Here is a 20341-nt window from a genome sequence, read left to right as displayed (position 1 = left end):
TCACTTGCGCTTTAACCACAAATCTCATCAGATATCGCGCGTTATCACGTTCGTTATAAAACGCCGAGATGGATTGTGGTCTGCCATGGCTCCCTTATCCCGATATGTCTGGGTAAGTTTGCCGACCACCTCGGGTGTTCTTGGAGCTGCCACGTGGACCTGTTCGGTGAAGACGAGATTCGCCGCTTCCTCACGGGGCGTATCGCGGCCCGCTGCCGCCTGTCCCTCGCGGATGTCGACCCCGACCGTCCCCTGGAGGAGTTCGGGCTCTCCTCCCGCGACGCCGTCGCGGTGGCGGGGGAGTTGGAGGTGCTCCTCGGCCGCGAGCTGGGACCCACGCTGGTCTGGGAGTATCCCACGATCAACCGCCTGGCCAGGGGGCTCGCGCCCCGCGCGCGGACCGCCCCGGAGAAGGCCGGGCCGGCCGTCTCCGACGAGCCGATCGCGGTGATCGGCGTCGGGTGCCGCCTCCCCGGCTCGGTACGCGGTCCCGGAGACTTCTGGCGGCTGCTCATGGCGGGCGGCGACGCCGTCGGCCAGGTGCCCGAGGGCCGGTGGGAGCCCTTCGACGACGGATCTCCCCGCACCGCCGAGGCTCTGGCCAGGACGACCAGGCACGGCGGCTTCCTGGAGGACATCGCCGGGTTCGACGCGGAGTTCTTCGGGATCGTCCCGGGCGAGGCCGAGACCATGGACCCGCAGCAGCGGCTGCTGCTGGAGACGGCCTGGGAGGCGCTGGAGCACGCGGGCGTCGCGCCCCGGTCGTTGCGCGGCAGCCGCACCGGCGCGTTCGTCGGCATATCCGGCAACGAGTACGCCCACCTGACCGCGGCCGACACCGCGAGGGTGGACGCCTGGACCGCGACGGGCGCGGCGTTCAGCATCGCCGCCAACCGGCTCTCCTACCTGCTGGACCTGCGCGGGCCCAGCCTGGCGGTCGACACCGCGTGCTCGTCCTCGCTGGTCGCCACGCACCTCGCCGCAGGCAGCCTCAGGTCGGGGGAGAGCGACCTGGCCATCGCCGCCGGGGTCAACCTGCTGCTCTCACCCGTGATCACCATGGCGTTCGACCAGGGCGGCGGCACCGCGCCCGACGGGCGCTGCAAGAGTTTCGACGCCTCGGCGGACGGGATGGTCAGGGCCGAAGGCTGCGGGGTCGTCGTGCTCAAGAGGCTGTCCGACGCCCAGCGGGACGGCGACCGGGTCATGGCGGTGCTCCGCGCCACCGCGGTGAACCAGGACGGCCGGTCGAACGGGCTGGTCGCGCCCAACCCCGAGGCCCAGGAGGAGCTCCTGCGCGGCGTCTACTCGAGTCTGGGCAGTCCCGGTTACATCGAGGCGCACGGCACCGGCACCTTCCTGGGCGATCCGATCGAGGCCCGCGCCGTCGCCGCCGCCCTCTGCGAGGGCCGTACCGCGCCGCTGCTCCTCGGCTCCGCGAAGAGCAACCTCGGCCACCTGGAGGCCGCCGCCGGGATCACCGGCCTGATCAAGACGGTCCTCGCCCTCCACCACGGCGTGATCCCGCCCAGCGTCCACTTCCACCGGCCCAACCCGCACATTCCCTGGGAACATCTCCAGGTCGTCACCGCTCCCACCCCCTGGCCGGACGGGTACCCCCTGGCGGGTGTCTCCTCCTTCGGCTTCGGCGGCACCAACGCCCACGCCGTCCTGGAGCCCGCTCCGCAGTGGCGGGAACCGGAGCGCGAGGGGCCGGCAGCGAAGATCTTCCTGCTCACGGACGTGTCTCCCGAGCGGGTCAGGGATCATGCCGGGACGCTCGCGAACTGGGCCGACGCCGAACTCGCCGAGCCCGCCCGGCCCGATGCCGCCTCCCCGGACGCGTCCGCCGCCGGGAGCACCCCCGCCGCGGAGACCCGTCGGCAGGTCTCGCTCGGCGATGTAGCGCACACCCTCGCCCGGCGGGCGGGGCGGGGCAGGGCAGGGGCCGCGGTCGTGGCCGCGAACCGGGAGGAACTGGTCGCCGGGCTGCGGGCCGTACGGGACGGGGCGGGCGTCACCGGAGCGGCGCAGGCCGGGGGGCGCGGGCCGGTCTGGGTGTTCTCCGGCTACGGATCGCAGTGGGCGGGCATGGGAGCCCGCCTCTACGCGGAAGAGCCGATATTCGCCCGGACCGTCGACGAGCTGGACCCGATGCTCGCCGAGGAGGCGGACATCCGGCTGCGCGAGATCATCGCCGAGGGGGCGGACGTGCCGGGGGTGGCCCTCGCGCAGCCGGTGATCTTCGCGGTGCAGGTGGCGCTGGCCCGGCTCTGGACGGCGTACGGGACGCGGCCGGCGGCGGTCGTCGGGCACTCCATGGGGGAGGTCGCGGCCGCCGTGGTCGCGGGCGGGATCGGGCTGCGGGACGCGGTACGGGTGATCTGCCGCCGGGCCGCGCTGCTCGGCACCATCGGCGGCGGCGGGGCCATGGCGGTGCTTGAGGTGCCCGCCGAGGAGGTTCCCGGTGACCTGCACGTCGCGGTGTACTCCTCGCCCAGGCAGTGCGTCGTCACCGGCGACCCCGGCCGGCTGGCCGCCTTCGCCGCCCAGGTCGAGGCCCGCGGCCTGCTCGCGCGGGTGCTGACCGCCGAGGGTGCCGGGCACTCGCCACAGGTCAAGCCGCTCCTGCCCAGGCTCCGCGAGGCCCTGGAGGGCATCGCGGGCGGCAAGCCGGAGCTCCCGTTCTACTCGACGGTCTTCGACGACCCCCGCGAGGTGCCGACCTTCGAGCCCGCCTACTGGGCGGCGGGGGTCCGCCGCCCGGTCCGCCTGCTCGACGCGATCGGGGCCGCCGCGGCGGACGGTCATACCCTCTTCACCGAGATCAGCCCGCACCCGGTCCTGGCCGGAGCGCTGCGCGAGAGCCTTCCCGCGGGAACGGTGATCACCCACTCCCTGCGCCGGGGCCACGACGAGGAGATCCGCGCCCAGCTCGCCGCGACCGTGGTCGCGATGCCCTCGCTGCTGCTGCCGTCCTCCTCCGGCACGCTCGCCGACGTTCCACCGTCACCCTGGCGGCACGAACGCCACTGGGTCTCCGCCGCCAGGTCGTCCGCGCTCCCGCCGGGCACCCATCCGCTGCTCGGGGTGCACGTCGAGAGCCCGGCGGGGCACGTGTGGACGACCAGGCTGGACGACCTGTCCGACGTCCCCTGGCGGCTGGAGCCCGCGGTGTGGCAGCCGCACGGCCTGCCGGTCATGCCGCTGGCCGCGGTCGCGGCCCTGGCCCAGGCGGCGGCCCTCGCCGGGTACGGTCAGGCCGAGCTGGCCGACGTCACCCTGAACGGCTTCCTGCCGCTGCCCGCCACGGTCACCACCACCCTCACCCCTTCGGGCGAGGTCGAGATCGACGCCAGGAACGCCGCCGGGGTCTGGGGCCGGTACGGCACCGCGAGGATCGTCGCGGACTCGCCCGTCGTCGCCGCCGTACCGAGCCCGGCCGAGCTGGCCGGACGGCTGCGCGTACCGGCGGGGACGCCGGTCGAGATCGAGGTGCTGGAGCCGGACGGCACCCCGGTCGGGCTGCTGGCCAGGGACGTCCCGGCCGGCGCGCTACCGGTGCCCCTGGCGGGCAAGCTGGTGCGGCGCCTCTGGGCCACCGAGGCGGGGACCGACGCCCGGCCTGCGGAGAGGGGACTCGACTCCCTTCGGGGCCGTGGCTGGCTCATCCTGGCCGGAGACGAGAACCCGCGGGCCGAGCGCCTGGCCGCCGAGCTCGCCGTCGCCGGGCACGCCGCCCGCACCCTCACGATGCCCTGCCTCTCCCCGTCTCCTGCCGCGGCCTCGTCCCTGGTGCCGGCCCAGCGACCCGCCCCGCACGCCGCGACCCGCCTCGTATCATCGCCCCCGGCCGGACTACCGGCGAGTGACGAGGTCGTGCTGCTCGTCCCCGCGGGTCTGGCCCCGGCGGGGAGCGAGGCGCTGCTCCTCGCGGTGACCGCGATCGTCCGCGAACTCGTGGGGCCGCGGGCCGGTGAGGGGCCCGGCGGCGGTGCCGGCACCCGGCTGAGGATCGTCACCGACCGGGCACAGGCCGTACTGGACGGGGAGCCGGGTGACCCGGGAGCCGCCGCGCTGCGCGGGCTGGTCCGGGTCCTGGCCTTCGAGCATCCGGAGCTGCGAGCCTGCCTGGTGGACGTCGACGACACGGAGTCGCTCCTGACGGAGCTGGCGGCCGACGAGCCGGACGACGAGGTCGCCTGGCGCTTCGGCGTCCGGTACACCGCCCGTCTCGCCGCCGTACCCGACCTGGCGGGCGGCCCTGACCCCGGCGCCGGCGCGGCCCACGGGTCCGGCACGGTCGGGCGGCGCGGGGCGACGCCGGTGGTACGGCGCGGCGGGGGATACCTGATCACCGGAGGGTACGGCGGCCTGGGGCTGGTCGTGGCCCGCTGGCTGGCCGAGCGGGGCGCGGGGCGGATCGTGCTCGGCGGGCGGTCGGGGCCGTCCGCCGAGGGGGCCGCCGAGATCGAGCGGCTGCGCGAGCTGGGCGTCGACGTCCAGGTGGTGACCGGCGACCTGGCCGCGCCAGGGGTCGCCGTACGGCTGGTCAGGGCCGTGATCGACGGAGGGGTGTGGCTCCGTGGCGTGGTGCACGCGGCGGGCGTGCTGGACGACCGCCTCGTCGTCGACGTGGGCTCGCCGGACCTGCACCGGGTCTGGTCGGCCAAGGTCCACGGTGGCCTGGCACTGCACCAGGCGACCAGGCACGCGAGCCTGGACTGGTGGGTGGCGTTCTCCTCGGCGGCCGCGCTGCTCGGCTCGCCCGGACAGGCCGCCTACGCGGCGGCGAACGCCTGGCTGGACGCGCTCTGCGACCTGCGCAGGTCCGAGGGACTGCCGGGAACGACGATCAACTGGGGCACCTGGGCCGAGGTCGGCGGGGCGAGCCAGGCGGCGCCGCCCGCCGTCTCGCCCATCACGCCCGGCGAGGGAGTCGAGGCGCTGGAGGCGCTTCTCGCCGCCGAGGCGGACGCGGCGGGCGTGCTGCGGCTGGACGTGGCGACCGCCGTCGAGCTGTTCCCCGGCATCGCGCGCATGCCGTACTTCGCCGACCTGGCGGGCGCGGGGGCGAGCTCCGGAGGCTGGGCGGGTGCCGAGGCCCTGGCCGGCATGGAGCCGGGCAGGGCCGTCGAGATCGTGGTCGGCAAGATCAGGGAGCGGACGGCGGCGGTGCTGGGGTTCGACGTCGCCTGGCTCCAGGAGGACACGGTGCTCACCGAGGCGGGCCTCGACTCGCTGGCGGCCACCCGGCTGCGCGGCACGATCGAGCACGACTTCGGGGTGGTGGTGCCCGCCGCGCCGATGCTGCAGGGGGCGACCTTCGGGGACGTGGCCATGGCCGTCGCCGCGGAGCTCGGCCTGCGCGGCACGGCGGCCCCGGCCCGCCAGGTGGAGCCGAGGGACGCGGCGGAGCGGCAGGTCGTCGCCGCGCTCACCCGGATACTCGGGCGCGAGCCGGGGGTGACCGAGGAGATTCCCGAGGACGTCCTGCCGGTCCTGCTCGACGTCCTCGGCCGGGAGACGGGCCGTGCGCTCGCCGAGGGCGAGGGGGAACAGGCCGGCCTGCGGACCGGTGCCCAGGTGGCCGACCTAATACGGGGGATCGACGAGGAGGAGGCCGCCCGTGGCCTCGTCCGCCCGCTCACCCCCGCCGCCCACGCCTACCTGGCGGCCCGCCCTACCGAGGTGGGGAAGCGGGTGCCGCTCTTCCTGGGGCATCCGGCGGGTGGGACCACGGGGGTGTACTCGCTGCTGGCGGGGCTGCTCGGCGCCGAACAGGTGGTGTTCGGGCTGGAGCGGCCGGCGGACATGGGCGTGTTCGGTCCCGAGGCCGGGGTCGAGGAGCGGGCCGCCCGGTACGTGGAGGAGATCAGGAAGGTGTGCCCCTCCGGCCCCTACCGGCTGGGGGGTTGGTCGTTCGGGGGAATCCTGGCGTTCGAGATCGCGCGGCGGCTCGGGGCGGAGAACGTGGAACTGGTCGCGATGATCGACTCGGGTCTGCCCGACGAGGTCGAGGCGGCGGAGCGGGCGGAGATCGTCGCGCGGCGGTACACGGACTTCGCCGCCTATCTCGACAAGACCTACGGGGTGCGGGTCCGCCTCGCCGGGGAGGAGCTGGTGGCCCTGGACGAGGCCGGGCAGCTCGCGCTGGTGGAGGCGCGCGTCGCCGAATCGGGGGTGCTGGACCTGCTTGGGAAGGCCATCCTGCGGCACCAGATCACCTCGCACGAGGACACCCGGGCGCTGGAGGCGTACCGGGCGGGGAGCTACCCGGGGCGGGTGCTGCTCTACCGCTCGACGGAACCGACCCCGTGGGCCGTGGAGGACGTCCGCTACGCCCATGCCGACGACCCCTCGCGGGGGTTCGGCCCGTTCAGCCCGGCGCTGGAGATCGTCACGATCCCCGGTTCGCACCACCTCAACCTGCTCGATCCGCCGCACGTCGAAGTCATCGCCGCTCACCTTGGAGGCCAGGAATGACCCTCGCACAGGCCGTCGTCGACGGTGCCGATCCCGAAGAGCTCGCGCGGCTCGACATTCCCACGACCTTCAGGGCCGCGCACACCCGCAAGGGTGAGGTGGGCATGTTCGGCCGGAGCAGGCACGGCGTGAACGGCGTCGACAAGGACATCACCAGATCCGTCCACGTGGGCGAGGTGCCCATGCCGGAGCTCGGCCCCAACGAGGTGCTGGTCGCCGTCATGGCGAGCGCGATCAACTTCAACACCGTGTGGACGGCCATGTTCGAGCCGATCCCCACCTTCGCCTTCCTGGAGCGGTTCGGGCGCGAGGACCCCCGGCACGACAAGGACTTCCACGTGCTCGGCTCGGACGCCTCCGGGGTGATCGTCCGGATGGGCGCCGCGGTACGGCACTGGAAGATCGGTGACCGGGTCGTCGTCTCGCCCGCCTACGTCGACGAGCAGGACCCGATCAGCCACTCCGACTCCATGCTCGGCTCCGACCTGCGCGCCTGGGGGTTCGAGACCAACTACGGCGGGCTGGCCGAGTTCGCGGTGGTCAAGTCCACCCAGCTGCTGGCCAAGCCCAGGCACCTGACCTGGGAGGAGGCCGCCTGCAACATGCTGTGCGCGTCCACCGCCTACCGCATGCTGGTCAGCGAGCGCGGCTCCCGGATGAAGCAGGGCGACGTCGTGCTCATCTGGGGGGCGACCGGCGGGCTCGGCGCGTACGGCGTGCAGCTGGTGAGGAACGGCGGCGGCATCCCGGTGGGCGTCGTCAGCTCCGCGGAGAAGGCGGAGCTGCTCCGCAGGATGGGCTGCGAACACGTGGTGGACCGCTCGCAGTTCGAGCATCTCGACGATGAGAAGGCCTGGCGGAGGTTCGGCGCCGAGGTCCGCCGCCAGGTCGGCGAGGACCCGCACATCGTCTTCGAGCACACCGGTCAGGACACCTTCGGCGCCTCCGTCTACGTCGCGCGGCGCGGTGGCTCGGTCGTCACGTGCGGGTCGTCCAGCGGCTACGACCACGCTTACGACAACCGGCACCTGTGGATGAAGCTCAAGCGGATCGTCGGCTCCCACGGGGCGAACTACCAGGAGTGCCACGAGGTCAACCGGCTGCTCTCGCTGGGCCTGCTGCATCCCACCCTGTCGGCCGTCTACCCGCTCGCCGAGACCGGCGACGCCGCCCGCGCCGTGCAGCTCAACGAGCACGTCGGCAAGGTAGGCGTGCTCGCCCTGGCGCCCACCGAGGACCTCGGCGTCGAGGACCACGCGCTCAGGGAGCGCGTCGGCGAGGACCGGCTCAGGCTGTTCCGGGGCCGGTAGGGGCGCCGGTGCGGCGGGAGCGGGCCAGCGCCAGCCCGCCGAGGACCATGGCGATCAGCCCGACCACCAGGGCCACGAAGCCCCCGACTATTCCGTAGCCGGTGCCGGGACCACCGTCGGCGGCGGCCACCACCAGCCCGCCGACGACCGCGCCGGCCAGCCCCGCCACCAGGGCCACGATGGCCCCCCTTCGCCCGTTGCCGGTGCCGATACGACCGGCGGAGCGGGCCAGCGCCAGCCCGCCGATGACCACGCTGGCCAGCCCCAGCAGCGCGGCCACCAAGGACCAGAGACGCCCGGTGGTCAAGGTGTAGGCACTGGCGGGGTCCGGCTGGACCAAGACGTGTGTGGCCGCCGGTGCGGCAAGCTCGAAACCTTCGATCAGGGTGGCTCCGGCCACCGCAAGCACAAATCGGACTGACATGAGGTGCTCCTTCTTCCGCCGCGAGTGGACGTCGCCTGATCATGCCCGCCGGACCCACCGCCGGTCGTCCAGCGGACGCAGGCGATTCGCGCTGCCGCCGCTGCCGCAGCCGGCTACCGCGGACGCCGCAGGAGCCGCGAAGGTACCGCGTGTGCGGTAGCCGGCCGATCATCCGCGCGCAGGAGTCGCCCGCGCGGACATCCGGCTAAGGTGCGCGCATGGGTACGGGACGGGCCGGTGTCAAAGATTGGGCGATCGCCGTCTGCGTGGCGGCGACGCTGCTGGTCACCGGGCTGTCCGGGCAGAACCCCGCCACGAACCTCGACCTGTTCGGCTACGCGCTGCTGGCGGCCGGCGGCCTGGTGCTGGCCGCGCGCCGCCGGGCTCCGGTTCCCGTCCTGACCGTCACCGGGCTGTGCGCGGTGGGTTACCAGGCGGCCGGTTTCGACGTGCCTGCCGTTGCGTACCTGTGCGCGGTGTACGCGGCCGTACGGGCGGGACACCGCACCATCACGGTGGCGGTGAGCGTGCTCATGCTGGCCGCTCTCCCCTTCGCGGCCCTGGCCTCGGGTCTGCACGACACGGGCGAGGCGCTCGCGCAGGCCCGCGGCGCCCTGGAGATAGCCTGGCTGATCGCCGCGGGCGCCGCGGGTGAGGCGCTGCGGCAGGCCGAGCGGCGGGCGGAGGAAGCCGAGCGCACCCGGGAGGAGACCGCGCGGCGCCGCGCCGATGAGGAGCGGCTGCACATCGCGCGGGAACTGCACGATTCGCTCACCCACCAGATCTCGATCATCAAGGTGCAGGCCGAGGTCGCCGTCCACGTGGCCCGCAGGCGTGGTGAACAGGTGCCGGAGGCCCTGCTGGCGATCCAGCAGGCCGGACGTGAGGCGACCCGGGAGCTGCGCGCGACCCTGCAGGCGTTGCGCGAGGACGACACGACCCCGCCGCGTGGGCTCGACCACGTCCCGGAACTGGTGGAACGGGCCCGTACCATCGGCCTGGACGCGACGCTGACGATCGAAGGGCAACGACACGACGTGCCGGACGCGGTGAGCCGGACCGTCTACCGGATCGTTCAGGAGTCGCTCACCAACATCGCCCGCCATGCCGCCGCCGCTACCGCGTCGGTCCGGATCGACTGCCGTCCGGACGCCCTCGCGATACGCATCGATGACGACGGCAAGGCCACACCGGACACCGCCCCGGTGCCCGGCGTCGGGCTGCTCGGGATGCGCGAACGAGTCACCGCCCTCGGCGGCCGGCTGCGCGCGGAGCCGCGCAGCGAGGGAGGCTTCACCGTCCAGGCCGAACTTCCCGTGGACCGAACGTCATGATCCGTGTCCTGCTGGTCGACGACCAGCCGCTCCTGCGCAGCGGATTCCGCGCGCTCCTCGACCTCGAAGACGACATCGAGGTGGTGGCCGAGGCCGGCGACGGGATGGAGGGCCTGGCCCTGGCCAGGGAACATCTGCCCGACATCGCTCTCATCGACATCCAGATGCCGGTCGTCGACGGCATCGAGGCGACCCGGCGCATCGCTGCGGACCCGGCCCTGGCCGGGGTGCACGTCGTCATCCTGACCAACTACGGCTTTGACGAATACGTCTTCAACGCGCTGCGCGCCGGCGCAGCCGGATTCCTCGTCAAGGACATCCAGCCGGAGGACTTCCTGCACGCCGTACGCGTCGCCGCGCGTGGCGACGCGCTGCTCGCCCCGTCGATCACCCGCAGGCTCATCGACAGGTACGTCACCCAGCCGCTCGACACCGGCACCGGCACGGGGCTGAAAGAACTGACCAACCGTGAACGCGAGGCCGTTGTCCTGGTCGCGCGGGGCCTGTCCAACGACCAGATCGCCGAGCGCATGGTGATCAGCCCGCAGACCGCGAAAACCCACATCAACCGAGCCATGGCCAAGCTGCACGCCCGTGACCGCGCTCAGCTCGTGATCCTCGCCTACGAATCCGGACTGGTAGCCCCGCGCGGCTCCTGACCTCTCCTCCCATCACCCCGCGCCGAACTCTCTGAGTTCGAACGCCCACTGAGGACCGGCCATGGCGACGCCGGTCACCTGGAGCTCATGGACGGCCCGGCTGCCGGGGATCTGCTGGTTCGGCCACCGCGGTCGGTCGTTTCCGGTCTGCGGTGATCAGGCCGTTTCCGGCTTCCCGGGGCGTCCGCGGTGATCAGGCCGTTCCGGCGGCGGCGGACTGGCGGGCCCGCAGGACGATCTCCAGCTCGAACCGGACGTCCGGGTCGCTGAGCTGGTCGCCGTACAGCTCCTCCAACTGCCGCAGGCGATAGCGCACGGTCTGCGGGTGCACGTGGAGCCTGGCGGCGACCTCCCCGGCACCCCGGCCGTGCCGCAACCACGCCAGCAGCGTCTCCGCCAGCCGGTCCTGCTGGCTGGGCCGCAGGTGGGCCAGGGGCGCCAGCCGCACCTTGGTGAGCGCGGTGACCAGCTCCTCGTCCTTGAACACGATCAGCGTGGCCATGTGGTCGGAGCAGCGGAGCAGGCCGCGCTGCTCGGTGAGCACGCCGCGCCTGTGCAGGTCGAGCGCCTCGCGGGCCCAGCGCAGTGAGGTCGCGGCGACGGCCAGCGGGACTGCGGGACCCACGGCCGCCTTCCAGCCGCGCAGGCTTCTCTCCAGGGTCTGGGCCTGCCCTGGGCCGTCGGGGTCGGGCACGATCAGGCAGGGCCCCGGCCGGTCGAGACCGGCCAGCACGTCCGGCGGCAGCGAGGGGGGACGGTAACCACCGGGATGCTCCTCCAGCGCGACCCCGGCCACGGTCTTGGGCAGCCGCCATCCGGCGGTCTTGGCCAGGTCGGCGATCGCGTCGGGGGACGCGGCCGGCTGGCTGAGCAGCAGGTCCATCAGCCGGTGGCGGCGGCGCTCGATCTCCCCGGCCGCGCGGGCCCTGGCCTCCTCGAACCCTTCGGCCGCGGCGTCGGCCAGCTGGTCGAGATAGACGAAGATGGCCTCCCCCAGGTCGTAGAGGTGCTGCGGGGTGAGGCCGAGTTGCTCGGACTGCTCGGTGAGCCGCCGCCAGGCGACCCGGGCGCCCAGCCGCATCGCGGTCTGCAGGGGGTCGAGGTTGCGGCCCTCGTTGGCCTCGCCGCGCCCGATCGTCCGGAAGACGTCGGGCTCCCACGGCGCGTTGGGGTTCTCGATCCGGTCGACGAACTGGCGCAGGGCCTCGTCCACGGCCAGCCTGATGACCTTGATGTAGTTCGTGTCGGCGGGCCGGGCGTACTCGGGGATCCGCGCCGTGATCTCGTCGATCACCTGGTGCGCGACCTGGGCCAGGCCCGGCCTCAGGAGCCTGGCGACGTTGGCCGGAGCCGAACGCCACAGCCGCTGGTCGGGCAGGTCGTGAGATCTCGTTCTTCGGCCGTTCAAGCCGGGGACAGCGATCCGGGTGTGTTCCTTTGTCGCCATGGACCCTCCTGTCGGAGTGCGCCTCAGATTCTCACCTAATTGACACTTTGGACAATTAGCAAACGCTTGTTCTTGTCTCAAATGCAACATGTGATGTCTTCGACGGGAGGGACTGATCGGGGCTGAGCGGTCCCGTGCCTGGCCAAGGGGTACGGGAGGCGACGGGGCGTACCGGCGGCGAAACCGAGGTCGGCGGGGCCGGGGTTGACAAGACTGGGGTCGGTGGGGCCGGTCGGTCGGTAAGACCTGCCGTCGCAGGGGCGCGGAGGCGGCGGGCGTGCCGGCGGTGAAACCGAGGTCGAGAGGCCGGTGGGACCTGGCGTTGGTCGGGTGTCCGCGATGGAGGAATCGGACCTGATCGGGGTGCCCGGTTCGGGTCCTGGGCGGGCACCCCGATCGGATCAGGTCGGTCAGCCCCTGGCCTGGGCGAGATAGCCGGCGAACTCATCCAGGGAGATGAGGCCGTCACCGTCCTGGTCGATCCTGACGACGGCGGCCGCGGCCGCCTCGGGGGTGATCGGCTGGCCGAGCACCTCCATTAGCCTGGTCAGCTCGGGGACCGAGATGAGGCCGTCACCGTCAACATCGACGATCTTGAAAGTTGTCGCGTAGTCGTCCGCCACGATCGCATCCGCCTTAGGCAGCAGGGAAATCAGACGGCAAGCACACTAGCGGCATTCAGGGTGCCCTTCTCGGCCGAACCCGGAGGATTACCTCTGTCCGGGTACCGCACGGGCAGGGGCGCCGCCGATTCGATCGGCGGCGCCCCTTTTTTCCGCGCCCTATGGCTGGAGGATCCGTGAGTGGTGTCGAGAGCCGGTCGACGGCTCAGGACCGCGCGTTCGCCATCGTCCGGCACGCCTCGGCCCAGGCCCGGCAGGCGTCGGCGCACTCCTTCATCATCGGGTCGTTCTCCATGGACATGCACGCGTCGGCGCACTTGTTCGCGGCCTTCGCGCACATCGTGGCCATCTCCTTCGCCATCGGCGACTGGCGCATCATCATGTCCGCGCAGAGGCGGGTCATGTCGGCGCAGTCCATGAGCGGGCCTATCAGTGCCATGTCGGCGTACCGACCCCCCTGCATGAGGCAGTAGGTCATGGTCTGCTCGCAACGGCTGTGGCTCTCCAGGCACATGTCAATGCTCTTCTGTACCTGAGGGTTCATCTTCACCGCATGGCTCATGCTTGCTCCCCGTGTTCGTGACCGCTCTGCTTTAACGGCCGAAGATCTCGCACCAGTGTTGTGCCCCGCCGGACGCCTCGGCCTCTCAGAAAAAAGCGGCTTTAATGCCCCATCGAAATAGTTTTGTGTATAAATTCACCTATCGTCTGTAGGGTTAGTGGGAAAGTCATGGAGGTTGGGCGGCTCCTCCCAGATCCTGTGGGGAGCCGCCCGCCGGACACCGGGCCGGAACGAGTTCCGGCCCGGTGTTCCCCGCCACTCAGAGCACGGCGCCCGAACCCTGGCGGGCGGGAGCCGGGCCCTTCCGCTTGGGCCGCGGCGGCGCGCCGGGCTTGCGCTTCTCCAGCTCGATCGCCGCCGGCCCCGCGACCAGCGCGGAGGAGAGCGTGCCGACGATGATCCCGATCAGCAGCGCCACCGCGAAGTCGGTCAGCGAGTCGCCACCGAGCACCGCCAGCGCGGCCAGGATGAACAGCGCGCCCAGACCGGTGTTGACGGTACGGGGTACGGTCTGCAGGATCGAGGTGTTGACCACCTCGGCGAACGAGCTCTTCGGCCGCGCGCCCCACAGCTCGCGGACCCGGTCGAAGACCACCACCTTGTCGTTGACCGAGTAGCCGATCACGGTGAGCATCGAGGCCAGGAACACCCCGTCCACCGGCTTGCCCAGCCAGGCGAACGCGCCGATCACGACCGCCGCGTCGACGACCAGGGCCACCACCGTGGCCAGGCCGAACGTCCAGCGGAACCGGAAGGCGAGGTAGGCGAGCTGTGCGGCGAGCGCGACGCCCAGCGCGATCAGCGCGTTGCGGCGCAGCTCGTCCCCGAGGCTCGGCCCGATGAGCTCGTCGCGCTCCTTGGTGACCTGGCCACCCTCGCTCTCCAGCGCCTTCTCGATCTTCACCACCTCGGCGGGAGTGATCTGACCCGTCCGTACGGAGATGTCCTCACCGGAGGCCTGCACCACCGCGTTGGGGAACCCGGCCTTGCTGACCAGCTCGCGGGCGGCGTCGGCGCTCATCGGGGTGGTCGTGGAGTACTCCACGAGCCTGCCCCCGGTGAACTCCACGCCGAAGTTGAGCCCCCGCACCACCACCCCGGCCACGGACGCGGCCACCAGCAGGCCGGTGATCGCGAAATACCAGGCACGGCGGCTCATCAGATCCGGCTTGCGGGTGTTCAGCCAGGCGCGGACCCGCCCGATGTTGGACAGGCCGGTGATCTTCGGCCGTGCGGACACCACCTTGAACCTCACCGCCCACTGGGCCAGGACGCGGGTGATGACCATCGCGGTGATCAGCGAGGCGATCACACCGATGCTCAGCGTGACGCCGAAGCCGCGTACCGGGCCGGAGGCCAGGAAGAACAGCAGCCCGGCGGCGAGCAGGGTGGTGATGTTGGAGTCGGCCACCGCGCTCCACGCGTTGCGGAACCCCTTCTCCAGCGAGCCTCCGAGGTTGGGCGTCTCGGCGTACTCCTCACGTGCCCGTTCGAAGACCAGCACGTTGGCGTCGACGGCCATGCCGATCGCCAGCACGAAGCCGGCCAGTCCCGGCAGGGTGAGCGTGGCGCCGAGCCCCACCAGCGCCGCGTACGAGATGAGGGCGTAGCAGGCCAGGGCGATGGCGGCGAGGAAGCCCACCAGCCGGTAGATCACGATGATGAACAGCGCGGTGAGCGCGATGCCGATGACCGCGGCCCAGGCGCTGGCCTTGATCGCGGCGGCGCCGAGCGTCGGGCCGACGGTCCGCTGCTCGACGATCTCGACGGGCACCGGCAGCGAGCCGCCCTTGATCAGCAGGGCCAGGTCCGAGGCCTCCTCGGCGGTGAAGGTGCCGGTGATCTGGGTGGTGTTACCCGGCAGGCCGACCTTGCAGCCCACGTCCTCGTTCACCTGGGGGGAGACGATCACCTTGGAGTCGAGCACGATGGCGATCCTGCGCCTGGGGTCGCCCGGCTCGTTGCAGGCCGCCTCGCCGGTCAGCTTGGCCCACGCCGCCCGTCCCTGGTCGCGGAAGTCGACGGTGACGAACCAGCCACTGCCCAGCTGGGCATCGATCCCGGCCTCGGCGCCGCCGACGCCGTCACCGCTGAGGGCGGCCGGCCCGATGTGCAGCGGGGCGCCGCGATCGTCGGGCAGGATCTGCTCTCCCTTGCCCGGCTTGGTCTCCGCTCCCGGGTCGGGGGCGCCGAGGACGGGGTGGAAGGTGAGCTGCGCGGTCTTGCCGATGACCTCGGCGGCCTTGGTCGGGTCCTGCACACCCGGCAGTTCCACGATGATGCGCCGCTCGCCGGAGCGGGCCAGCGGCGCGTCCGCCACGCCCAGGCTGTCGGCCCGGCGGCGGAGCACCTCAAGGGTGCGGTCGGTGGCCGCGGCGTCGGCCTTGACCGTCGGCGAGTCCTGGGTCTCCAGTACGAGTTGGGTGCCGCCGCGCAGGTCGAGACCGAGGCGCGGCGACATTGTCAGGGCTATGTACAACGAGGTGGCGATGACGGCGAGCGCCGCTATCGCGCGTACCACCGGGGCACGCGACATGGAAGCCTCCACAGGCTGGGGGAGTTGTCCTCGGTCACGCCGAAGGAGCGTTCAGGGACGGCGGCACGCTTCGCGTACGGCAAGAACGCCTTTCGGCTGGGGAGAAGGCGTTCTCCGGGTACGGGAAAAGACGTCTTCGCTCACGGCGGAGGCGTTTTCACGTACGGCGAAGAGACCCGGAGCGGTTCCGGGGGTTTCAGCCGGCTGTGGAGGCGGGTGGTGCGCGCCCCGGCCTGACGAGCAGGGCCGCGAGCGGACGGGTGTCCTCGTCACCCGCCGGGCGGGTGAGCGGGCCGACGGCGAGGAACAGGTGCCGGAGATCGGTGGGCGGGGTCGCGAGCGGGTGGCCGCCCCCGCCGCCCAGGCCGGCCCCGGTGCCGGCGAATCCGGAGACCAGGGAGTGCCGCTGCACGCCGTCCAGGAGCGGGCGCGACAGCGGCTGATGCTCGCCGACGGCCTGGACGACCGCGGCGTGCCGGGCGAGGGCGGCGGTGCTCCCGCCCAGCCCTCCGGAGACCAGCAGCGGCAGCAGCAGGGTCAGCAACCAGCCGAAGGGCGCGCCGCGCCTCAGCTGTCGCATGATCTCCTCCTGGCCGTCATCGCTGTCCACCGTAGCCCTTCGGAGCCGCTGCGCTCCCCCTCACGTCAACTCCGGGGTGCATTACCCCATAAATGCGCAAAGAGAGGGTAGTGCGGACGTATGTGACTCACCCATACAGCCGACCTGTGGTGGAAGAACGCGGTCGTCTGCTGCCTGGGGGACTTCGTGGAGTTCGTCAGGACGGCCAGGGACCGCGGCATGCGGATGATCGCCGACCTGCTGGTCGACCACACCTCCGACGAGCACCCCTCAGCCCTGAGCGGTCTCCGATCCGGTCTCTCCCGGCTCGGTGAAGAGGGTGAGCTGGAGCCCGGCGGGGCCCTCAAGGCGGGAGTTGAGCGAGTTCCACGGGGTCCGGACGGGCTCGGCGACCACCGTGGCCCCGGCTCCGGCCAGTTTCGCGGTGACGGCGGGGGAGTCGTCGACCTCGAACGCCACCCGGATGTGCCCGGCCACCCGCCGCCCCACCTCGACCTGGTCGATGAACTCCGCCTGCGAAGGATCGGCGATCTCCAGCGTGGCCCGGCCCGCCTCCAGGATCGTCACCCTGCCGTCGGGTGAGGAGTAGGCGGCCCGCTCGGGCAGGCCGAGCACGTCGCGATAGAAACGCAGCGCCTCTTCGTAGTCGGCGGCGGTGACGACCAGGCGCATCTCTCGGGCGGTCATGACGGCTCCTCACACGGTCAAAACGAGCATTCCGTGCGGGACAGCGTGGTCGGCACATCCGGTATTCCTCGCCCGGCTCACCGCGGGGCGGGAACCGGCACGGGCGCGGTGCGCTCCCGGCGGGTACGGGCGACCGCCGGGGTGCCGTGGCTCAGGGCCGGTGCGGGTGGTCGCGGCGCGGGTCCCGCCTGGTCTTGAGCCTGTCCAGCCGGCGGATCAGCTCGTCGCGGACCTCCGCGAGCGCGGCGGGCAGATCCTGCTCATAGGAGTGGGCCACCAGCGGCTCCGTGCCCGGGAGCACGCATTCGAGCGTCACCCGCTGCTGGGGCGTGTCGCGGTCCTTGACGCTCAGCCGCAGCTCCACCGCCTCACCGGGATAGGAGAGCAGCCGCTTTCCCAGCCCGGCCAACCGCTCGATGATCCCCTGACGCTCGCTCTCGGCGAGGCCCGTCCCGAACCTGAGCCGCTCGGCGACGACGTTCTGCTCCTCGGCACTCGCATCTGTCATCGTCGACAGCCTCCTTCGGGTGTGGTCACAACATTACAGTCAGTCATCATCGTCGTCCCGGGCGGCGCCGGGGTGACTTTCCTCGCTGTGTCGCATGGTCGGTGTCCCGGCTGCGGTTTCTCTTGCTGTAGGGGGGCTAAAATCCCATTCGGTGTCGAGCACGAGGAGAACGGTCCCGGATGGATCTGAATACGCTGCGTGATGTTTCCGAGCTGAGTGACCCCATCGAGCGCGCACGGGTTCTGGGCCGTCTCATGACCGAGGAGCAGGAGCGCCTGGAGGAGGCGGCGAAGATGCGCCGCCAGGCGATCGCCGAGGCTCGTGACTCCGGCATGGGCCTGGAGGAGATAGGGGTACACCTGGGCGTCTCCCCGGGCCGGATATCCCAGATGCGGAAGGGGCCGACGGCCCGTGCCCCCGAGGGAGCGGCGGCCCGCGTGCCGAAGGTGCTGGTCCGGCGGGCGCTGCCGACCGACCCCGCCGTGCGCGCCTCCGCGTCCCTCTTTCTCGTCGAGGCGGAGCGGCAGGGGATCAAGCCGGACCGCAGAATGCTCTATGTCGGCCCGGAGCCGGCGAGTGATCACGTGGCGGCCTGCCTGCGCGTCGAGCCCGGCACCGAGGTGATCGCCCGCCGGAAGATGATGACGGCCGACGAGGTTCCGGTACGGATCGCCACCAGCTACTTCCGGGCGGACCTGTTCGAAGGGACGCGCATCGCCGAGCCCGAGTTCGTCAAGCCGTCGCTCCAGTCGGCGCTGGTCGCCCTCGGGCACGTCTTCGGCCATGCCGAGGAGAACCTGACGGCTCGCCCGCCGACATCCTTCGAGTACGACACCCTGGAACTCGAACCGGGGGAGTGGGTCGTGCAGGTCCTTCGAGCCGGATACTCCAGCGAGGACACGCCGGTCCACGTCCTGGAGACGATCTGCGCCGCGAACAGGCACATCTTCTCGATCGGCCAGGTCTCCGGGGACGACGAGTTCTGACCGGCCTGCCGGCAGGCGCAGGTCACATCGGCCAGGTCTCCGGGTACGGACGGGTTCCGACCGGCCTGCCCGACAGGTCCGGGCCGGTCACAGCCGTCACCCCCGTCCACCGCCTGATCGTCGAGATCCGGCTCCCCGTACCGTTGAGATCGGAGAGAACGCCTGTGACAGTCACGGCCACGACGCGGACCTCGGTGTCCGTTCCCGCCGGGCGGTTACCCGCCTACGTCTACGACCTGGCCGAGCTCGACGCCCACGCCGGGGCAGTCCGGGCCGCGCTGGGAGACGTCGAGCTGTACTACGCGGTCAAGGCCAACCCCGACCCGGAGCTGCTGCGGACGCTCGCTCCGCACCTCGACGGCTTCGAGGTCGCCTCCGGCGGGGAGCTCGCGCATGTGCGGGAGCACTTCCCGGACGCGCCGGTCGCGCTGGGCGGCCCCGGCAAGACGGACGACGAGCTGTTCAGCGAGGTCACCCGCCTGCATGTGGAGAGTCCCGGCGAGCTGCGCCGCCTGCTCGCCTCCGGTCGCTCCGCCGACGTGCTGCTCAGGGTCAATCTGGACATCCCGATCGAGGGGGCCTCGCTGGCGATGGGCGGCGGCGCCACGCCGTTCGGGATGGATCCCGCGGGGATCGCCGAGTGCGTCGCGCTGCTTGAGACCCAGGACGCCGTACGGCTGCGCGGGATCCACGCCCACCTGGCCAGCGGGCTCGACGCGCCCCGGATGCTGGAGCTGGCGGCGGCGGTCCTGGACTACGCGCGGACGCTGGGGGCGGGTGAGATCAATCTCGGCGGCGGCATGGCCGTCTCGTACGCCGACCCCGGGACGCGGTTCGACTGGCAGGCCTACGGGGAGGGCCTCGGGCGGCTGCGCCGTCCCGGTGAGACGCTCAGGATCGAACCCGGGCGCTCGCTGACCGTCTACTGCGGGCGCTATGTGACGCGCGTCATCGACGTCAAGCGCGTCCACGGCGAGCTGTTCGCGGTCGTGGCGGGCGGGACCCACCACATCCGCACCCCCGCCACCAAGGGCCACGACCAGCCGCTGGTCATCACGGAGCCCGGCGAGCCGATCACGATCGTCGGCCAGCTCTGCACCCCCAAGGACATCCTGGCCCGCCGGGTGCCCGTCGCGCTGAAGCCCGGTGACCGGGTGGAGTTCACCATGGCGGGCGCCTACGCCTGGAACATCTCCCACCACGATTTCCTGATGCACCGGAGACCGAGCTTCCACTACCTGGCGACGTCAGCCCGCTGCGGCGGGTCGCCAACCCGGGTGTGAGGATGTCGCCGAGTGCGCATATGCTGCGCTTCACCGCTTTCGTGGATAAAAGGGAGAAGCTCGCCGTGTACAAGGAGTTCGCAATCGAGGCCGTGGTCTGGGTCATCCCCGTGGCAGTGCTGCTCGGGCTGGCTTTCATGATCACTGCCTGACCTGGACGCGGCCGAAGAGCCACCACAGCCACACCTGTGACGCCACCAGCAGGGGAGTGAGCAGCACCATCGAGGGAGTGAGCAGGGCGAGCGTCGCCGGGTCCGCCAGGTGCTCCGCCAGTGGCAGGCGGGCCCCGGCCAGCAGGCAGGCCAGAACCATCCCGGCCGACGTCAGGGCGTAGACCGCACGCCCGGCCGAGGGCCCGGCGAACCGCCGGGCCCGCTCCCGAGGGGCGCCGTCGAGCCGGAGCCCGGCCAGCGCCAGCCCGTGGGCGGCGAACAGGACGGCCCCCAGCGGAGCGGCGACCAGCGCGCCGAGACCGACGGTGAACCCGTCGCCCATCCCGACGAGGATGAGCCCCCAGCTCAGCACCGCCAGCCAGCTGCCCGCGACCACGGCGCCCTCGCACCAGGCCCGCCAGGCGGCCCGGTCCACCCGCCCGCGCAGCCAGATTCCCGCGTCGCGGGCGACCCAGCCGAGCAGCAACGCGACGAACGGCAGGTACAGCCCGCTGAGCATCTCCCCCTCCAGCACGGGGAACGCGCCGACCAGTACGCCCACCGCCGTGACCAGCCAGACCTCGTTCGTCAGGAAGAACGGGGTGATGGAGCCGAGCACCCGGCCGCGCTCCTCGGGGGTGCGGCCGAGATACGGCAGCAGCATGCCGACCCCGAGATCCGCGCCCGCGAGGACGAAGTAGCCGACCGCGAAGAACGCGAGCAGGGCGATTTCCATAGCGATTTCCCTTTGCGAAGGCCGGTGG

Annotated in this window: 16 protein-coding genes; 7 read left to right on the top strand and 9 right to left on the bottom strand. The window is 72.0% G+C overall.

All coding sequences use genetic code 11. The features are described 5' to 3' along the window. Positions 1 to 153: 153 nt before the first annotated feature. Positions 154 to 6486: an SDR family NAD(P)-dependent oxidoreductase gene (locus ABT130_RS12260; protein WP_350955154.1), complete on the top strand. Its 6333-nt coding sequence runs from the start codon at positions 154 to 156 to the stop codon at positions 6484 to 6486. Then, complete coding sequence (ccrA, locus tag ABT130_RS12255) at positions 6483 to 7796, top strand: crotonyl-CoA carboxylase/reductase (protein ID WP_350955152.1); 1314 nt, start codon at positions 6483 to 6485, stop codon at positions 7794 to 7796. The genes ABT130_RS12260 and ccrA overlap by 4 nt, the downstream gene beginning before the upstream one ends. Here ccrA and ABT130_RS12250 read toward each other — a convergent pair. Further along, a complete protein-coding gene (locus ABT130_RS12250) occupies positions 7774 to 8220 on the bottom strand; it encodes a DUF6223 family protein (RefSeq protein WP_350955150.1) in 447 nt (148 codons plus the stop codon). The two genes, ccrA and ABT130_RS12250, sit on opposite strands and share 23 nt — an antisense overlap. A gap of 218 nt (positions 8221 to 8438) precedes the next feature. On the opposite strand from ABT130_RS12250, the gene ABT130_RS12245 reads away from it, so the two are divergent. Both ABT130_RS12245 and ABT130_RS12240 read left to right on the top strand, forming a co-directional pair. Next, on the top strand, positions 8439 to 9554 hold the full coding sequence (locus tag ABT130_RS12245; protein WP_350955148.1) for a sensor histidine kinase: 1116 nt from the start codon (positions 8439 to 8441) through the stop codon (positions 9552 to 9554). Further along, entirely contained in the window at positions 9551 to 10213 is a 663-nt protein-coding gene (locus ABT130_RS12240) for a response regulator (protein ID WP_350915792.1), read from the top strand. Before ABT130_RS12245 ends, ABT130_RS12240 begins: the two co-directional genes overlap by 4 nt. Positions 10214 to 10406: 193 nt before the next feature. Here the strand turns inward: ABT130_RS12240 and ABT130_RS12235 are convergent, their stop codons facing one another. The 7 genes from ABT130_RS12235 to ABT130_RS12205 form a co-directional block, all read right to left on the bottom strand. Next, positions 10407 to 11660: a PucR family transcriptional regulator gene (locus tag ABT130_RS12235; protein ID WP_350915794.1), complete on the bottom strand. Its 1254-nt coding sequence runs from the start codon at positions 11658 to 11660 to the stop codon at positions 10407 to 10409. A gap of 410 nt (positions 11661 to 12070) precedes the next feature. Further along, entirely contained in the window at positions 12071 to 12283 is a 213-nt protein-coding gene (locus ABT130_RS12230) for an EF-hand domain-containing protein (RefSeq protein WP_350915796.1), read from the bottom strand. A 205-nt stretch (positions 12284 to 12488) separates the two neighbouring features. Then, the gene (locus ABT130_RS12225) at positions 12489 to 12845 is read right to left on the bottom strand and encodes a four-helix bundle copper-binding protein (protein ID WP_350915798.1); all 357 of its coding nucleotides are present in this window, start codon (positions 12843 to 12845) and stop codon (positions 12489 to 12491) included. Between the two features lie 259 nt (positions 12846 to 13104). Continuing rightward, on the bottom strand, positions 13105 to 15381 hold the full coding sequence (gene secD / locus ABT130_RS12220; protein ID WP_350955146.1) for a protein translocase subunit SecD: 2277 nt from the start codon (positions 15379 to 15381) through the stop codon (positions 13105 to 13107). Between the two features lie 196 nt (positions 15382 to 15577). Continuing rightward, entirely contained in the window at positions 15578 to 15961 is a 384-nt protein-coding gene (locus ABT130_RS12215; RefSeq protein ID WP_350955145.1) for a hypothetical protein, read from the bottom strand. 270 nt (positions 15962 to 16231) lie between these two features. Further along, on the bottom strand, positions 16232 to 16648 hold the full coding sequence (locus ABT130_RS12210; RefSeq protein ID WP_350955143.1) for a VOC family protein: 417 nt from the start codon (positions 16646 to 16648) through the stop codon (positions 16232 to 16234). A 151-nt stretch (positions 16649 to 16799) separates the two neighbouring features. Beyond that, a complete protein-coding gene (locus tag ABT130_RS12205) occupies positions 16800 to 17156 on the bottom strand; it encodes a hypothetical protein (protein WP_350955141.1) in 357 nt (118 codons plus the stop codon). A 179-nt stretch (positions 17157 to 17335) separates the two neighbouring features. Here ABT130_RS12205 and ABT130_RS12200 point away from each other — a divergent pair, with 179 nt between their 5' ends. The 3 genes from ABT130_RS12200 to ABT130_RS12190 all read left to right on the top strand — a co-directional run bounded on the left by ABT130_RS12200 (position 17336) and on the right by ABT130_RS12190 (position 19577). Next, positions 17336 to 18142 (top strand): GntR family transcriptional regulator, encoded by an 807-nt coding sequence (locus ABT130_RS12200; RefSeq protein WP_350955139.1) that lies wholly within the window; start codon positions 17336 to 17338, stop codon positions 18140 to 18142. 164 nt (positions 18143 to 18306) lie between these two features. Next, positions 18307 to 19425, top strand: a complete 1119-nt coding sequence (locus ABT130_RS12195; protein WP_350955137.1) for an alanine racemase — start codon at positions 18307 to 18309, stop codon at positions 19423 to 19425. Positions 19426 to 19445: 20 nt separating this feature from the next. Continuing rightward, complete coding sequence (locus tag ABT130_RS12190) at positions 19446 to 19577, top strand: hypothetical protein (RefSeq protein WP_343974738.1); 132 nt, start codon at positions 19446 to 19448, stop codon at positions 19575 to 19577. Here the strand turns inward: ABT130_RS12190 and ABT130_RS12185 are convergent. Continuing rightward, positions 19567 to 20313: a cytochrome d ubiquinol oxidase subunit II gene (locus tag ABT130_RS12185; RefSeq protein WP_350955136.1), complete on the bottom strand. Its 747-nt coding sequence runs from the start codon at positions 20311 to 20313 to the stop codon at positions 19567 to 19569. The genes ABT130_RS12190 and ABT130_RS12185 overlap by 11 nt on opposite strands. Positions 20314 to 20341: the final 28 nt, after the last annotated feature.

The organism is Streptosporangium sp. NPDC001681, assembly GCF_040298085.1.
Lineage (GTDB): Bacteria > Actinomycetota > Actinomycetes > Streptosporangiales > Streptosporangiaceae > Streptosporangium.
The sequence above is the reverse complement of the archived record's forward strand: the minus strand, read 5'-3'. Positions and strand labels throughout refer to the sequence as shown.

Bases quoted from the DNA above. Each gene is read 5' to 3' on its own strand.
- ccrA (WP_350955152.1), top strand. From the start codon at position 6,483: ATGACCCTCGCACAGGCCGTCGTCGACGGTGCCGATCCCGAAGAGCTC.
- ABT130_RS12250 (WP_350955150.1), bottom strand. From the start codon at position 8,220: ATGTCAGTCCGATTTGTGCTTGCGGTGGCCGGAGCCACCCTGATCGAA.
- ABT130_RS12245 (WP_350955148.1), top strand. From the start codon at position 8,439: ATGGGTACGGGACGGGCCGGTGTCAAAGATTGGGCGATCGCCGTCTGC.
- ABT130_RS12240 (WP_350915792.1), top strand. From the start codon at position 9,551: ATGATCCGTGTCCTGCTGGTCGACGACCAGCCGCTCCTGCGCAGCGGA.
- ABT130_RS12235 (WP_350915794.1), bottom strand. From the start codon at position 11,660: ATGGCGACAAAGGAACACACCCGGATCGCTGTCCCCGGCTTGAACGGC.
- ABT130_RS12225 (WP_350915798.1), bottom strand. From the start codon at position 12,845: ATGAGCCATGCGGTGAAGATGAACCCTCAGGTACAGAAGAGCATTGAC.
- secD (WP_350955146.1), bottom strand. From the start codon at position 15,381: ATGTCGCGTGCCCCGGTGGTACGCGCGATAGCGGCGCTCGCCGTCATC.
- ABT130_RS12215 (WP_350955145.1), bottom strand. From the start codon at position 15,961: ATGCGACAGCTGAGGCGCGGCGCGCCCTTCGGCTGGTTGCTGACCCTG.
- ABT130_RS12210 (WP_350955143.1), bottom strand. From the start codon at position 16,648: ATGACCGCCCGAGAGATGCGCCTGGTCGTCACCGCCGCCGACTACGAA.
- ABT130_RS12205 (WP_350955141.1), bottom strand. From the start codon at position 17,156: ATGACAGATGCGAGTGCCGAGGAGCAGAACGTCGTCGCCGAGCGGCTC.
- ABT130_RS12200 (WP_350955139.1), top strand. From the start codon at position 17,336: ATGGATCTGAATACGCTGCGTGATGTTTCCGAGCTGAGTGACCCCATC.
- ABT130_RS12190 (WP_343974738.1), top strand. From the start codon at position 19,446: ATGCTGCGCTTCACCGCTTTCGTGGATAAAAGGGAGAAGCTCGCCGTG.
- ABT130_RS12185 (WP_350955136.1), bottom strand. From the start codon at position 20,313: ATGGAAATCGCCCTGCTCGCGTTCTTCGCGGTCGGCTACTTCGTCCTC.